This is a genomic window from Glutamicibacter sp. NPDC127525 (genome assembly GCF_042672105.1).
Lineage (GTDB): Bacteria > Actinomycetota > Actinomycetes > Actinomycetales > Micrococcaceae > Glutamicibacter.
Genome location: NZ_JBHXVN010000011.1, coordinates 25,526 through 38,270 on the forward strand (window position 1 = coordinate 25,526; position 12,745 = coordinate 38,270).

At 63.1% G+C, this 12,745-nt stretch carries 13 protein-coding genes and 1 pseudogene; 8 read left to right on the top strand and 6 right to left on the bottom strand.

The features are described from left to right. Window positions 1-169: 169 nt before the first annotated feature. Window positions 170-430 (top strand): annotated as a pseudogene (locus tag ACFVHU_RS18010) (GlsB/YeaQ/YmgE family stress response membrane protein). Between the two features lie 88 nt (window positions 431-518). Here the strand turns inward: ACFVHU_RS18010 and ACFVHU_RS18015 are convergent. Then, a complete protein-coding gene (locus tag ACFVHU_RS18015; RefSeq protein WP_133833959.1) occupies window positions 519-818 on the bottom strand; it encodes a hypothetical protein in 300 nt (99 codons plus the stop codon). 284 nt (window positions 819-1,102) lie between these two features. Continuing rightward, on the bottom strand, window positions 1,103-1,651 hold the full coding sequence (locus ACFVHU_RS18020) for a MarR family winged helix-turn-helix transcriptional regulator (RefSeq protein WP_133833958.1): 549 nt from the start codon (window positions 1,649-1,651) through the stop codon (window positions 1,103-1,105). A 207-nt stretch (window positions 1,652-1,858) separates the two neighbouring features. Here ACFVHU_RS18020 and ACFVHU_RS18025 point away from each other — a divergent pair, with 207 nt between their 5' ends. Together ACFVHU_RS18025 and ACFVHU_RS18030 are read left to right on the top strand one after the other, a co-directional pair. Next, a complete protein-coding gene (locus tag ACFVHU_RS18025) occupies window positions 1,859-2,302 on the top strand; it encodes a hypothetical protein (RefSeq protein WP_332488113.1) in 444 nt (147 codons plus the stop codon). Between the two features lie 135 nt (window positions 2,303-2,437). After that, window positions 2,438-2,920: a hypothetical protein gene (locus tag ACFVHU_RS18030; protein WP_105658938.1), complete on the top strand. Its 483-nt coding sequence runs from the start codon at window positions 2,438-2,440 to the stop codon at window positions 2,918-2,920. Window positions 2,921-3,565: 645 nt separating this feature from the next. Here the strand turns inward: ACFVHU_RS18030 and ACFVHU_RS18035 are convergent. Next, window positions 3,566-4,069, bottom strand: a complete 504-nt coding sequence (locus ACFVHU_RS18035; RefSeq protein ID WP_105658963.1) for a DUF3253 domain-containing protein — start codon at window positions 4,067-4,069, stop codon at window positions 3,566-3,568. Window positions 4,070-4,376: 307 nt separating this feature from the next. Continuing rightward, a complete protein-coding gene (locus ACFVHU_RS18040) occupies window positions 4,377-4,877 on the bottom strand; it encodes a hypothetical protein (protein WP_388025891.1) in 501 nt (166 codons plus the stop codon). 281 nt (window positions 4,878-5,158) lie between these two features. On the opposite strand from ACFVHU_RS18040, the gene ACFVHU_RS18045 reads away from it, so the two are divergent. Beyond that, window positions 5,159-6,076 (top strand): LLM class flavin-dependent oxidoreductase, encoded by a 918-nt coding sequence (locus tag ACFVHU_RS18045; RefSeq protein WP_388025894.1) that lies wholly within the window; start codon window positions 5,159-5,161, stop codon window positions 6,074-6,076. Between the two features lie 125 nt (window positions 6,077-6,201). Here ACFVHU_RS18045 and ACFVHU_RS18050 read toward each other — a convergent pair whose 3' ends face one another. After that, window positions 6,202-6,903, bottom strand: coding sequence for a FadR/GntR family transcriptional regulator (locus ACFVHU_RS18050; RefSeq protein WP_388025897.1), 702 nt, complete (start codon window positions 6,901-6,903; stop codon window positions 6,202-6,204). Window positions 6,904-7,050: 147 nt separating this feature from the next. Between ACFVHU_RS18050 and ACFVHU_RS18055 the strand changes: the two genes are divergently transcribed. The 4 genes from ACFVHU_RS18055 to ACFVHU_RS18070 are packed head-to-tail and all read left to right on the top strand — an operon-like array spanning window position 7,051 to window position 11,728. Beyond that, window positions 7,051-8,520: a four-carbon acid sugar kinase family protein gene (locus tag ACFVHU_RS18055; RefSeq protein ID WP_388025900.1), complete on the top strand. Its 1,470-nt coding sequence runs from the start codon at window positions 7,051-7,053 to the stop codon at window positions 8,518-8,520. A 28-nt stretch (window positions 8,521-8,548) separates the two neighbouring features. Then, on the top strand, window positions 8,549-9,442 hold the full coding sequence (locus tag ACFVHU_RS18060; protein ID WP_105662339.1) for an NAD(P)-dependent oxidoreductase: 894 nt from the start codon (window positions 8,549-8,551) through the stop codon (window positions 9,440-9,442). Between the two features lie 58 nt (window positions 9,443-9,500). Next, window positions 9,501-10,880 (top strand): GntP family transporter, encoded by a 1,380-nt coding sequence (locus ACFVHU_RS18065; protein ID WP_388025903.1) that lies wholly within the window; start codon window positions 9,501-9,503, stop codon window positions 10,878-10,880. 20 nt (window positions 10,881-10,900) lie between these two features. Beyond that, window positions 10,901-11,728 carry a class II fructose-bisphosphate aldolase gene (locus ACFVHU_RS18070; protein ID WP_388025906.1) on the top strand — a complete coding sequence of 276 codons (828 nt, stop codon included), beginning with the start codon at window positions 10,901-10,903 and terminating at the stop codon, window positions 11,726-11,728. A gap of 61 nt (window positions 11,729-11,789) precedes the next feature. Here the strand turns inward: ACFVHU_RS18070 and ACFVHU_RS18075 are convergent, their stop codons facing one another. Continuing rightward, window positions 11,790-12,722, bottom strand: coding sequence for a 2-dehydropantoate 2-reductase (locus tag ACFVHU_RS18075; RefSeq protein WP_388025909.1), 933 nt, complete (start codon window positions 12,720-12,722; stop codon window positions 11,790-11,792). Window positions 12,723-12,745 lie beyond the last annotated feature (23 nt).

Here is a 12,745-nt window from a genome sequence, read left to right on the forward strand (position 1 = left end):
ATGCCTTCCCGCCCGCCGGGTACACCTCGGCGGCTCCTTGCAATTCTATCGCCGCCACGTGCCGTTCGCTGAGCGCCTGCTGGATGGCACCTGCGGGTAGCTTGCTGGACAAGGGGCGAGTGTCGCCGCCAACGGGCAAGACCCAATACGAACTAGTCGAGAAGAACCCATGGATATTTTAAGTTGGATCGTTTTGGGACTGATCGCCGGTGCTATTGCCAAGGCCATCAAACCCGGAGAGCAGGGCGGCGGATGAGTCGCTACTTTGCTGCTGGGCGTCGTCGGCGCAATCGTAGGTGGCCGGATCGGCTCAGCAGTCTTCGGCGAAGGCGTGGACCAGTTCTGGTCCCTGTCCAGCTGGGTCCTGGCCATTGGCGGTTCGCTGATCGTACTAGTCATTAGGGGATTGCTCACGCGCAAGCGTGCCTAACTGCACCTGCAGAGCAACGGTCCACCACGGAATAGTGGTGGACCGTTGCCGTGTGATGAAGTGCCTCTCGCATGCCTGCGCCGGTTGCTCACTGGCGAGAATCGGATTCAAAGTCCCGATCCCGAGCCGAATCAACCTCGGGGCCAGTGTCCGCTTCTCTGGTGGAAGACTCAAACTGTTCCAGTTCATCAGTACTGTGCTCGTGAATCGTCTCGCGTAGACCCTCGACTTCCTGGGCCCGTCCTTCCCAGTAGGCCGGCTCTAAGCCGAAGCCATTAGTCGCTTCTTCGGCCATCTTCTTGAAACCATCTCGATGGTCCTCCAGAGCGTTATTCAGATCCTCGAACTCAGCATGACTGACACTTACATCAACGTGCTTTCGTGGCATTTGCATCATCCTAACTTGTTAGAAAGGCTAAATACTTTCTGGTTTCGTCTAACTTACGCGTCCAAGTTGCCTGCGACAGCTACCACAAGGTTTTCCTCAGAAACCTGTCTTCAGAAACACAGGAACTAGGCCCCTCGCGCGTCAGACGATCACTCAACTAGAGCACGTGGAGAATCAAAATCACTGAAGGAAACTAAACGGGCTACTATCCCTTGGTCGGTCTGCTAACTAAGGTATCGGTCAGATCTTCCAGCGTGGATAAAGCGGTGCTATGCGCTCTGCACCTACCGGGAAGACGCGGTGCTCTCCGCCATCTGAGATTTCCCCCTGGAAGGCTGGCTTGGCTCGTCCTCGATCTCGACGCTGCGGATCATGGCCTTCAGGAACTTGGCAACCGCAACCCTCTCGGCCTCGGAGAGCGTGCATACGGCATCCATCATCTGCTCATGCATCCGATGCAGCGTTCCTCGAACGTCCGTATCACTGTAGTCAGTGGGCACAATTCCCACAGACCGCCGATCTGCAGGATGCACAATACGCTCGGCATACCCATCGCGGCATAACCGGTCGATCAATACCGACACCGAGGCATTGGAGATCCCCAGTTCCTCAGCAAAATCCCGCTGGCGGGGAACCAACCCCTTACGGTGCGCAGCGAGCAGGAAGCGCAGCGCCGACATATCGGTCTCATTCATTCCCATCGAACCGCGGGTCGCAGCTCGCATCTTGCGCTCCGCCTCACGGTACTTGCGCATCAGATTCAACAAATCCACCGCCTCGGGCACCGAACGGCCCTCGCCGTACCAATACCCACTGGCTTGATACCTACTCATGAAAACTCCTTCCGCCGGATACGAACGCCATGCCCGCAACCCCTGGGGTTCCAATACCCTTCTTCGCGAGGTCCAGCTTGCTCAACACAGAAAAAATCATGTAACCTATCTAATAGTTAGCTTGTCTAAATATATTCTACTACGAAACAGCTATCAGTACCGGAGTGAAAGATGAAAGAATCCTTAGCAGTTCCCGTAGAAACAACGATGCATGACACCAATTCGTGGACCACGCGAATCCACAAGATCGCCGCCTTCGCCTCTGAAGAGTGTCGGAGCCGGGACGCGGTGCATTCAGCAATATGCACCATTACCGGGTCCCCGGAGCAGCTGGTCGTGAATTTGGCCTGCACCGCGAAGAGTGAACGGGACGTATCCTCGCTGATGCAATATGTCAACGACACCCTCATGCCGCAGATGGAGACAGCGCTCGGTGTCCGATTCGAGGTGAAGAATCTGCAGTTCGCCGTCGCCGGCAAGGAGAGCCTGCTCGCAGCACCAGAGCACGCGCCCGAAGCTGGACTCCCAGCACATTGGCTCGATCAGCCTTCCACCGCACCTTCGCTGGCCCCCACCACTGGTTTAGGGTTCGAACCTACCAGTTTGGGAAGTGAATCAGATGGATCCCATGCAGATTTGAGCATGGCCTAGGATCTGCAGCACCCGCCGCACGCCAAGAGCGGCACCACCAAAACGACGGGACCTTTCCGAAGCGCATCTCACTGCGGAGAATTACGTCCACATCGATATTTTTCATGAGCAGTGCACGAAAGGGAAGTATCTAAAATGCCAGGTCGAATCGCACGAACCCGAACCGCAGTCAGAGTCGCTGATTTTCTCGCCACCCGTGAAGGCAAGTCCCACCTGTCCGACTACGGCTGGGCGCAGGGAATGCCGATCGTCATGACGCAGCCTGCCGAATCGCTCAACGATGCCATGGGCATGGCATCAATCCATGGCCGTGCAGTGCTGGTGGCCATGCTCGATCCGCAAACCGAAGAACTGCACATGATGCATGTCACCGTCCCCCAAGCAGCACTGAAAGTCACCAGGGCCTGCGCTGATCGACTCACCATGGAAGAGTTCTTCGAACGCCTGGCGACCGAGCTCATTGCTGAGTTCCGTGTGAAATTCTGGAAGAACACTGCCGTCGCCCACAAGATCCCAGCCTGCCCCGCTATGCAGTCGCGAACCACCTCACCGGCTCGATATCCTCTCCCGGAACGCTGCCACGCAGAAGCGCCCGTCGCGGCGGGCGCCAGCCAGTAAGCCCTTCAGCCCAGCGGTCCTGGCTCATTCTCATGGCTGGTCAATACCCATGTTGGGTTGGACCGCTAATGGGCCAGAACCGGGCTTCTTCTGGGGGCTAGTTGTTGGCCTCGGTCCTCTATCCAGGGTTGCGGATACCAGGATCCAGAACAGCCACTAAGCCACAACAAAGTGCACAAAGCGTGATGGCATTACCCATGAAGCGATGATGCTCCCCTTTCGTAGCCTTCGAACCGGGATCTTCTGCCTGCCAGTTCCCTTTCAATGACGCCTTTTCGTGAAAATCATTAAGAAATGCTCACCATCAGCACGTAAAGTTACCTGGGACGCAGCGTCCACTTCAGTCGACTGCCTCCTTTCGTTGGAACTTCGGCAGTTAAACATTTAAGGACGGATTCCAGGAGCTCAGCGAAAAAGTTCATCCCCTACCGAGTTATGCTCGATATTGACCGCGAAGACGACAGCTACTGCCTCTTTAAATCGCTCCAGCATTACGGTCGATAGCTTAGCGACCACAGCCGGCTCATGGTCACCGAGCACGGCGTCTAGAGGGTCGACTCCTTGCCCGAAGCACTCCTTCTTCACCGGGCATGAAGACCTCGGTGCCAGCATATTCTCGGTTCTTCCCCTAGAGATCGGGCAATTTTATTCGCCTGGGTGTCGGCGTCTAATCCGAATTGGCCCTTTGACACCGTCAGCTTCCACGGGCTCGCCATTTTGAGTTGCAACGACTTCACCTTGCACGGCCAATGCCGCGGCAATCTGGCGCACTTGTCCCATGTACTTACGCCACCCTTCGTCCGGCCCGCCCACTATGCGTGCAACATCACTCGGGCAGATTGACGTGTTTGCCCTATGGCTCAGCAAGCTGCGAATGGTCGCGCGAATTCGCTCTCCCATTGAATCCGATTCCGGCTCCTCCCACCACGGCTGTCCACGTTCGCCCAGTGCGAGCTTGGCATTATTCACACGCTTGCTAGCGCCGATTTCGCCTTGCTTGACTGCCCGGCGGGCTGACATCAGCTCGTTGACCAGCTCTTGTCGTAATTTCGCAGGAATCGAGGGATCACTGGCTCTCCACCGCCGCCCCTTGATTATCAGGTAGCGCCCGTCGGTGGTGGTTTGTACTGGCTTCTCTGAAGGTGCCATCCTATACCCCATCTCCATTCAAAGTCCGACTCCCGAAGCGCACCGTCGCGCTGATCGCATCCTATGGCGAATGAGTCAACTACTAGAGAATTTGCTTTCTATAAATCATCGAAAATTAACTTGATGAAGGGCAATTGCATTCGCGGACTGCCGCAGGGTTACAGCTGTTTGATAGCTGCAGGGCTTCGGCATTTTATCTTCGTGGCTAGTGCCAGATAGGCGCTGGCACTCCCCCGACCTCTGGGGATGCTCGCTTGGTTTCGGAGCACGCCAACTACTCATCAAATGCTTCCGATACCCGCTCCGATCATGGTTTGGCTGATGCCGGGTTCAATTTTTCCCCGAAGGCAGGGGTCGTTACGCCGCATTCCACGCGTTCGCCGGGCTTGCCGGTTTGCGCCGCGATCTCCTTTACCCCGTCGAGCAGGATCCGGCAGGTGGCGGTGCTGCCTGCGGCAGGCGTAGCCGCGATGGCTGCATCCTTTTCGGCCGTGATGACGCTCTGCGCAGTCCAGATCGATTCGCTGTTCTTGCCAGCACCGCTGGTCGTGGCCACCGCTTGCTCGGTCACTTCGGCCGAGTCTTCGCCGCGGCTGGGCGAGTCCAGGTAGGACACATCACTCAGCGCATCGGCGGCTTCCCCGCTCACGGTGATCTCGTAGGTCACCGCCCAGGCATCCGCAGTCGATTTGTCATAGCTTTCAATGGCGCCGCATCCAGTCAGGCCCATGCCGAGGACAAGCGCTGCGGAACTGGCCGCCAGCCAGGTCGAAGTGCGGTTGGATGCTGAACGCGAAGTGCCGTGCATGGGATTCCTTTTCTCAGGTGGACGCAGCTGCTGCTTTCTCTACGTGTCAACACTAGTTCCGCGCGCCGGCGATGTCCTCCCGACTGGGAATGATATCCGTTGCCCCGCCTCCCCCCTCAGGGTGGAGGCAAGGATCGCCAGCGCTCCCCTGCTTGCCGCGTCTTGGATGCCCCGCTGCCCTGCGCAACGCGGTAAGCTCACTGACTGGACCCTCGCCGTTGAAAGGACATGATCATGCAGCTGCAGCTTGCCCCGGAGAATCGCAAAGCAGGCCTGCCTGCATGAGGCTTTCCATACTTGACCAGGGCCCGCTCACCGAGCATGCCCCCACCGCAGGCCAGGCCCTGTCCAGCGGCCTGCAATTGGCTCAGGATGCGGAAGCGCTGGGCTACCACCGCATCTGGTTTGCCGAGCACCACCACTCGAAATCCTTCGCCAGTGCCGCCCCGGAAATGATGACCGCGCTGGCTTTGGAACGCACGGAAACCATTCGGGTCGGCACCGGTGCCATCTTGCTGCCGTACTACCAGGCGCAGAAGGTCTCCGAAGCCATGGGCCTGCTGGCCGCCGTGCACCCGGACCGGGTGGACATCGGCGTGGGCCGCGCTGCACTCTCGGACCCGCATTACGCGCAGAAGATTGCCGCCCTGGTGCATGATTCGGACGCCGTCCACGAGCCCTCGGATACCGAACCGGCAGGCCGCGTCTGGGTACTGGGCGCTGGCGGTTCCACCGCGCCCTTGCCTGGAATGCTCGGGGCGGGCTACGTCCATGGGCACTTCCTGCGCCCTGCTGGCGGCGAGCCTGCCACCCGGGCCTACCGCGAGGCCGCGGCCAATGCGGGGCACGCCGCCCACACCGTGCTGGCCGTTCGCTTTGCCACCGCCTCAACCGAAGAGAAGGCGCAGGCCCTGGCCAATGCGCTCTTGCTCTGGCGCGTGCGCAAGGACCTCGGCCACGATGGACCGATCCCCTCGACGGCAACGGCGGCGAGCCACCCGTGGAATACGCAGGAACTGGCCCGTGCCGAGGAGCGCAGCAAGGCGCTGATCGTAGGCACCCCGGACCAGGTCCACGACCGGTTACTGGCCTTGGCCGAGGAGCACGGTGCCGACGAGCTGATGCTCAATACCTTGGTCTGCGACCCGGCAGACCGGTTGGATGCCTATCGCCTGCTCGCCGAGAGTTTCAACGCCTGAGCTCGGCTTCTGCGTCATTGCCATGCATCCCGGTCAGCTGCTCATGGCCCAGCACGCAGGGATGCACTCCGTATCCCTGGATACCGCGTTCCCGCCAGGGTGCCAAACGGCAATTGGCTGGGTGGCTATCGATTGAGCACGAAGGTGTTCAAATCATCCAGCGTTTGCTGCATGTGGTTGTCCATGGCTTGGCGTGCTTGGGAGCTGTCGTGCCGCTGAAGCGCAACCAGGATGTGCTCATGCTCGGCGATGGCATGCTGCTGGATCTGCGCGAAGGCGCTGGTCTCGCGCCTCCGTGAGGAGAGCACTCGGCCCAGCGGCTCGTAGAGCGCCGAAACGAAAACATTGCCCGAGGCCCGCAGGATCACGTCGTGGAACTCCAGGTCTGCATCGACAAAGCCGTCCAGATCGGTGGCCGCGTGTGCGGCGCGCATGGCTTCGAGCAGTTCGCCCATGACTGCCAGCTGCTCCTCGGTGATCCGCGAGGCGGCCAGCTCGCAGGCGCCGGTTTCCAGCATGCGGCGCAACTCGATCAGCTGCACGGCGGCCGCGGCCGCCCCCACGCCGGCGGTTGTGGCGCGTACTACCGCCTCCAGCGAGTTCCACATGTTGACCGGATTCACATAGGTCCCGCGGCCCCGTTCGACGCGGATGATGTTCTGCGCCGCGAGTGTCTTGATCGCTTCGCGCACCGTCATCCGGCTGACTTCCAGGGTCTCGCAGAGTTCCAGCTCGCCAGGAATCAACTCGTCAACCGACAGTTCACCGCTGACTATGCGGTCCAAGACGCTGTCGGCGACCTCTACGACCAATGACTTCCGGGCCATGCTTCCTCCATCCCCGGGACAATTCATCCCGCCAAAGACCTGTCCAGTCTATGTCCCGCAGGCAGTTGCGGCTGACCGCAATCCATGTAACACTAATCGTCATGACAGATGTCTGACATCTTACCTATGATGCCGAGGCATTGCCCAATGACAAAGGAGTCCTTGACCATGCTTGAGTCCGAGTTGCTCGCCGGATACCTCCCGGAGCGCGAGATCGCGCCCGCGAAAATCGCCGAGGCCGCGCGCTCCACCGGCAGCGTGCTGGTGGTCCTGGATGACGACCCGACCGGAACCCAATCGGTCAGCAACCTTCCGGTGCTCACCAGCTGGGAAGTCGAGGACTTCCGCTGGGCCTTCGCCCTGCAGCTGGATGGCGAACGCCCGCTGGCCGTCTACGTGCTCACCAACACCCGCTCCCTGGACGCCGACGACGCCGCACTGCGCAATGAGCAGGTAGCCCGGGCCGCCTTGCAGGCAGCGGCGGAAACCGGCCTGTCGGTGTCCTTTGTCAGCCGTAGCGACTCCACCCTGCGCGGGCATTTCCCGCTGGAAACCGACACCTTGGCCGCCACCGTGGCCGCCGTGGATCCGGATTCTTCGGTGGATGCCGTGCTGATGGTTCCTGCTTTCGGCGAAGCCGGGCGGATCACCGTGGCCGGCGAGCATTACATGCGCACCATCGATGGCCAGGTCGCCAAGGTCAGCGAGACTGAGTTTGCCAAAGACGCCACCTTCGGATTCAGCACCAGCTATCTGCCGGACTACGTCGCCGAGAAGACCGCCGGGCGCATCGCGGCCAAGGACGTGATGGTCCTGGACTTGGACACCATCCGTTCCGGCGCTTCCTCCATCGCCGGCCGCCTGGCCGAAGCTTCCAACGCACAGGTCGCCACCGCGGATATCGTCACGGAAAATGACCTGCTGGCCTTGTCCGAGGGCCTGCAGCAGGCCGAAGCGGCCGGAACCCGCGTGCTGTGCCGCGTGGGCCCGCCCTTCGTGCGTGCCCGCATCGGCCAGCAGCAACGGCAGCCATTGTCCGCCGAGGAGATCTACGCGGGCAACGGCGCCGAGCGGCGCACCGCCGGCGGGCTGATCGTTGTGGGCTCCCATGTGGGCGTGACCACCCGCCAGCTGGCCGACCTGACCAGTCGGCACTCGAATGCCACGGTGATCGAGCTGGACGTCCCGGAAATCCTCGCCGACGGCTCCGAGGCCTACCTGAACGGCAAAGCCGCGCAGATCAGCGCCGCCCTGGCCACCCAGGATGTCATCGTGCACACCTCGCGCAAGCTGGTGAAAACCGATGACGCGGCGCAGTCGCTGGAGATCGCCCGCACCGTGAGCGCTGCGGTGGTTTCGGTCGTCAACCTGATCCTGCACGCCACTCCCCCGCGCTTCGTGATCGCCAAGGGCGGGATCACCTCCTCGGATGTCGCCGCCCATGGCCTGGAAATCCGCCATGCCATCGTGCGCGGGCCGATGCTCCCGGGCATTGTCTCGCTCTGGGAATCGGTGGACGGACCTGCCGCCGGCATCCCCTACATCGTCTTCGCCGGCAACGTGGGCGACGACAGCTCGCTGACCGCCGTCACCGCCAAGCTGAGCGCCACTTTCTAACCATCTTTACAATTTCCTGGAGATCCCAATGAGCACTACCAAAGTTGCAGTCCTCGGCCTGGGCGCCATGGGCCTGCCCATGGCAACCCGCCTGGCCACCAAGCTGGAAGTCAACGGATTCGACATCTCCGCCGAACGCATGGCCCTGGCCAGCCAGTCGGGCATCACTACCTACGCTTCCGCCCGCGAAGCGGTCACCGGCGCTGATGCGCTGCTGCTGGCAGTACGCAACGGCGAGCAGCTGGATGCCGTGCTCTTCGGCGAGCAGGGCGTGGCCGGGCAGCTCAAAGCCGGCGCAGTGGTCATCCTGACCTCCACCGTTGGCCTGGAAGCAGTGCCCGCCACCGCCAAGCGCCTGGCCGAACTGGGCTTGGGCCTGGTGGACGCGCCGCTCTCCGGCGGCCCGGTGCGCGCCGGCGAAGGCGACCTGCTGATCGTGGTCGGCGCCGAGCCGGCTCAGCTGGAGAAGGTCCGCCCGGTGCTGGAGCTGCTGGCCTCCACCCTGAGCATCGTGGGCGACAAGCCCGGCGATGGCCAGGCCCTGAAGACGGTGAACCAGCTGCTGTGCGGCGTGCACATCGCCGCGGCCGCGGAGGCCCTGGCCCTGGCGGACAAGCTCGGCCTGGACCAGGCCACCACCCTGGAAGCGCTGCAGGCCGGCGCCGCGAACTCCTTCATGCTCGGCAACCGCGGCCCTCGCATGCTCGAGGCCTACTCCGAGGATGGTGCCGAAGTGCTCTCGCGCCTGGACATCTTCGTCAAGGACATGGGCATCGTGACCTCCGCGGCCCGCTCCCTGCACCTGTCCACCCCGGTGGCCTCGGCGGCCGAACAGCTCTACTTGCTGGGCGAAGCCCACGAGCTGGCCGCGGCCGACGATTCCGCCGTCATCAAGGTCGTAGCCCCGAAGGCTGCCCAGTAAAGTCATCAGCGCGCGAGTTCGACACCCGCGCACCGCGTCAAAGGAGACGACACAACCCATGAGCCCGCTAATGCTGCTACTGATCGCAGTGGCCGGAGTGGCCCTGCTGCTGCTCGGCGTCATCAAGTTCAAGATGCCCGCCTTCATCGTCCTGCTTCTGGTCAGCATGCTCGTGGCCCTGGCCGCGGGCATCCCCATCCAAGAGGTGGCCGGCCTGGTCACCGAGGGCATGGGCGGCACGCTGGGCAGCGTCGCCGTGCTGGTGGGCCTGGGCGCGATGCTCGGCAAGGTCATTGAGATTTCCGGCGGAGCCCAGGTGCTTTCCACCCGCTTCACCGCGCTCTTCGGCCCGCGCCGGGTGATCGCCGCGCTGACCACCGCGGCCTTCCTGCTGGCCATTCCGGTGTTCTTCGACGTGGGCTTCATCGTGCTGGTGCCGATCATCTACGGCTTCGCCAAGGCCCTGGGGGTCTCGCCGGTGAAGATCGGCCTGCCGGTGGGCGCAATCATGCTGGCCATCCACGTAGTGGTTCCGCCGCATCCAGGTGTGGTCGGCGGCGCAGAGATCCTCGGCGCCGATATCGGCTGGGCCACCATCCTGGGCCTGGCGTTCTGCGCCCCGCTGGGCGTCTTGAGCTACTTCGTGGCCAAGCGCATCAACCGCCGCGAGATCCCGATGCTTCCGGAAACCGCAGAGCAGTTCGAATCCTTCGGCGCTTCCGGAACCGGCACCACCCTGGCCAAGACCAAGGCCCCGACCTCGTCCATGGTCATTTCCATGATCCTGCTGCCGATCGTGATGATCATGCTCGGCACCGTGGGCGGTTCCCTGGTGGCCGCTGAATCCACTGCGGCCAACATCCTGGGCTTTGTCGGATCCCCTGCTGTCGCGCTGCTGGTCACCGTGCTAGTTTCCTACTACCTGCTGGGCGTGCGCAGCGGCTGGACCAGCGAGCAGACCGGCAAGGTCATGGACTCCGCTCTGGCCCCGGCGGCCATCGTGATCCTGGTGACCGGCGCCGGCGGGGTGTTCGGCAAGGTGCTCACCGAATCGGGCATCGGCACCGTGCTGGCTGAGTCCCTGGCTGCGGCCGGCCTGCCGATCATCGTGATGGCCTTCATCCTGGCCGCCATCCTTCGCGCCTCGCAGGGCTCTGCAACGGTCGCAATTATCACCACCACCGGCCTGCTGGCCGCAGCCGTGGAAGCCGGCGATTTCTCCACCGTGCAGACGGTGCTGATCCTGGTCGCTGTGGGCTTCGGCGCCTTCGGCCTGAGCCACGTGAACGACTCGGGCTTCTGGATTGTCACCCGCTTCCTGGGCCTGTCCGTGGCCGAGGGCCTGCGCACCTGGACCGTGCTGACCACGGTGCTGGGCGTGGCCGGGTTCGCGCTCACCGCCATTACCTACGCCATCATCACCGCTGCAGGAGTGTAATAATCCCGATGCTCACCCCCATGAACCAGATGGCCGCCCAGGCCATTGCCGCAGGGCACGCCGTCCCCGCCTTCACCTGCTACGACATCACCACCGCGCTGGCCGTGGTCGCCGAGGCCGAAGCCCAGGACCGCGCGGTCATCCTGAATGTCGCGCCGAAGGCCGCCAGCTCCACCGCGGGCCTGCGGCTGATCTCCGCCCTGCGCACCCTGGGCGAGCAGGCCGCCGTTCCGGTAGCCATCCAGCTGGACCACGCCAGCGACGCGCAGCTGATCGTGCGGGCGGTGCAAGCCGGCGCCACCGCGGTGCTGGCCGACGGCTCGGCCGGGACGCTGGAGGAGAATACCGCCTTCGTCCAGCAGGTTCGTTCGCTGATCGGCCCTGAGGTGGTGCTGGAAGCCGAGCTGGGTGCCCTGCCGGGCAACGAGGACAAGGCCTTTGAGCAGAGCGCCTCCCAGCTGACCGATCCGGCGCAGGTGGCCCGATTCGTCCAGGACAGCGGCGCGCAGCTGCTGGCCGTGGCCATCGGCAATGTCCATGGCCGGTACAAGGGCGAACCGAAAATCCACTGGGATGTGCTTGAAGCCATCCACGCCGAATCAACGGTGCCGCTGGTGCTGCACGGGGCTTCGGGCATTGCGCCTGCGGACCTCTCGCGGTCCATTTCCTTCGGGGTGGGCAAGGTCAATTTGAACACCGAGCTGCGCACCGCGACGCTGGCCGCACTGGCTGGGCAGCTGGAAGGCCGCCGTTCCGATGGTCAGAACGTGCTGGGCTTGCTCGGCGACTGGGAGCGCGCGGTCACCGAGGTCGTTTCGGCGACGTTCGTCGCGCTGCGCGCCACATAGCTTGCTGCCTTCGAAGGCCGCGGCGCAGGGACTTTCAGGTTCCGGCACCGCGGCCTTCGGCTTATCCGGCGGCGGAAGTGCCGGCACGATCCAGCGATTGCTGGTGGGTGCGCAGCTGCAGCAGCGCGGCATCCAGCAGCGGGGCGGCGACGCCCAGCTGCTGCGCCCTTGCGGCCAGATCCCCGATGATGTGCTCGGCCTCGACAGGAGTGCCGTGGCCCAGGTCGCGGTAGAGCGAGGCGGTGAACGAGCTGCCCGGCTCGGTCAGCAGCCCGATGGACTGCTCATGCCCCGCCTCGCTGACCGGATAACCGGCCGCGGACGCGATCCGTTCGCATTCGCCGACGGCTTCGCGGATCTTGGGCTCTCCCCCGGCGGCGAGGATATCGCCGATATTCCCGCGGAACAGGCAGGTGATCACCCCGGCCGCGGCGATGAAAGCCCACTTCTCCCAGAGCCGGGCGAGAACATCGTCGAGCACTCCAAGCTCGATGCCACCCACATCAAGAGCCTCGATGATCGGCTCGGGGATCTCCTGTCCGTGCAGACCGCCGAGACCCAGCTGGCACAGGCCGGTCAGCTGCTGGACGACTGCCTGCTCATCCAGCGTGGCAACGATCTTCACAATGCCGCCGAGCACCCGCCCGCCGAAGGCCTGCTCCAGGGCGTCGATATGGGCCATGCCGTTGAGCAGCGGCAGGATGCGGGTGCGATTTCCCATAGCGCCGGCCAGTTCCGGGATCAGCGAGGCCAGCGCCGGGGCTTTGACCGCGACGATCACCAGGTCGAAGGGCTCTTCACCCGCGATAGCGGTGACTGCCCGAACCGGCCAGGTACCTTGGGAATCCGGGGCGCTGAAGCGCAGTCCATGATCGGCAAGCTGGGCCTGGCGGCGTTCGCGCACCAGAAAAGTCACGTCCCTTCCGGCCGCCAGCAGGCGTGCTCCCAGCGCGCCGCCGGTCGCACCGGCACCGGCAATCAGAATGCGGGTCATTTTCTCTTCCTTTCCAACAGGCA